The sequence below is a fragment of the Streptomyces sp. NTH33 genome, assembly GCF_003236365.1.
Lineage (GTDB): Bacteria > Actinomycetota > Actinomycetes > Streptomycetales > Streptomycetaceae > Streptomyces.
In genome coordinates this window covers 1-1,780 of the sequence record NZ_POTZ01000815.1, presented here as the reverse complement: position 1 = coordinate 1,780, position 1,780 = coordinate 1, and the positions used below count along the sequence as shown (strand labels likewise).

The window sequence follows — 1,780 nt, the reverse complement described above, 5'->3', positions numbered from 1 at the left end:
CCCCCGTACGTCCCTCCCCCGCACGTCCCGCCTTCAAGGAGCCGTCGTGATCCGCTTCGAGGATGTCTCCGTGACGTACGACGGGGCGGACCGGCCCACCGTCCGGGGCGTCGACCTCGAGGTGCCCGAGGGTGAACTCGTGCTGCTCGTCGGGCCGTCCGGCGTCGGCAAGTCCACCGTGCTCGGCGCGGTCAGCGGGCTCGTGCCGCACTTCACCGGCGGCACCCTGCGCGGCCGGGTCACCGTGGCCGGCCGCGACACCCGCACCCACAAGCCGCGCGAGCTCGCCGACGTGGTCGGCACCGTCGGCCAGGACCCGCTGTCGCACTTCGTCACCGACACCGTGGAGGACGAACTCGCCTACGGCATGGAGTCGTTGGGGCTCGCCCCGGACGTCATGCGGCGGCGTGTGGAGGAGACCCTGGACCTGCTGGGCCTGGCCGACCTGCGCGGCCGTTCCATCGCCACGCTCTCCGGCGGCCAGCAGCAGCGGGTCGCGATCGGCTCGGTCCTCACCCCGCACCCGAAGGTCCTGGTCCTGGACGAACCGACCTCGGCGCTGGACCCGGCCGCCGCCGAGGAGGTCCTCGCCGTGCTGCAGCGGCTGGTGCACGACCTCGGCACGACGGTCCTGATGGCCGAACACCGCCTGGAACGCGTCGTCCAGTACGCCGACCAGGTCGTCCTCCTGCCCGCCCCGGGCGCCGCCCCGCTGCTGGGCGCCCCGGCCGACGTCATGGCCGTGTCCCCCGTGTACCCGCCGGTGGTGGACCTGGGCCGGCTGGCGGGCTGGTCCCCGCTGCCCCTGACCGTGCGGGACGCCCGCCGCCGGGCCGCGGACCTGCGGGAGCGGCTGGACGGGCGGGAGCCCGTGCCCACGGCGGCGGCACCGGCCGCGGCGCCTTCCGTTCCCGTGCCCCGGCCCGCGTCGCGGTGGCGGCCGCGGCGGCGGACCGCCCCCGAGGCCGCCCTACCGGACGCCCTCGTGGCCGAGGTCCGCTCCCTCGCCGTGCGCCGCGACGGCGTCCAGGCGCTGCGGCACGTCGAGCTGTCCGTCGCCCCCGGCGAGACCGTGGCGCTCATGGGCCGCAACGGCGCCGGGAAGTCCACGCTGCTCGGCTCGCTCGTCGGACTGGTCGAGCCGTCCGGCGGGTCGGTGCGGGTGGGCGGCGCGGTCCCGCACCGTACGCCGCCGCGCGAGCTCGTACGGCGGGTCGGCCTCGTCCCGCAGGAGCCGCGCGACCTGCTGTACGCCGACACGGTCGCCGCCGAGTGCGCGGCGGCCGACCAGGACGCGCAGGCCGCCCCCGGAACCTGCCGGGCGCTGGTCTCCGAGCTGCTGCCCGGGGTCACCGACGACACCCATCCCCGCGACCTGTCCGAGGGCCAGCGGCTGGCGCTCGCGCTCGCCGTCGTGCTCGCCGCGCGCCCGCCCCTGCTGCTGCTCGACGAGCCGACGCGCGGGCTGGACTACGGCGCGAAGGCCCGTCTGGTCGCCCTGCTGCGCGAACTCGCCGCCGAGGGGCACGCCATCGTGCTCGCCACCCATGACGTGGAGCTGGCCGCCGAACTGGCCCACCGGGTGGTCCTGCTCGCCGAGGGCGAGGTGATCGCCGACGGTCCGACGGCCGAGGTGGTGGTGTCCTCCCCGTCCTTCGCGCCCCAGGTCACCAAGATCCTGGCCCCGCAGCGATGGCTCACGGCGGCCCAGGTCCGCGAGGCGCTGGCATGAAGTCCGCGCACCCCGTCGTCCCCCAGGCCCGGCCCGTCCGCCTGGGCC

At 76.8% G+C, this 1,780-nt stretch carries 1 protein-coding gene; it reads left to right on the top strand.

The genetic code is table 11. From position 1 onward, the window contains the following. Nucleotides 1-46 precede the first annotated feature (46 nt). Nucleotides 47-1,732, top strand: coding sequence for an ABC transporter ATP-binding protein (locus C1I97_RS36550; protein WP_111007196.1), 1,686 nt, complete (start codon nucleotides 47-49; stop codon nucleotides 1,730-1,732). The last annotated feature ends 48 nt before the right edge of the window (nucleotides 1,733-1,780 follow it).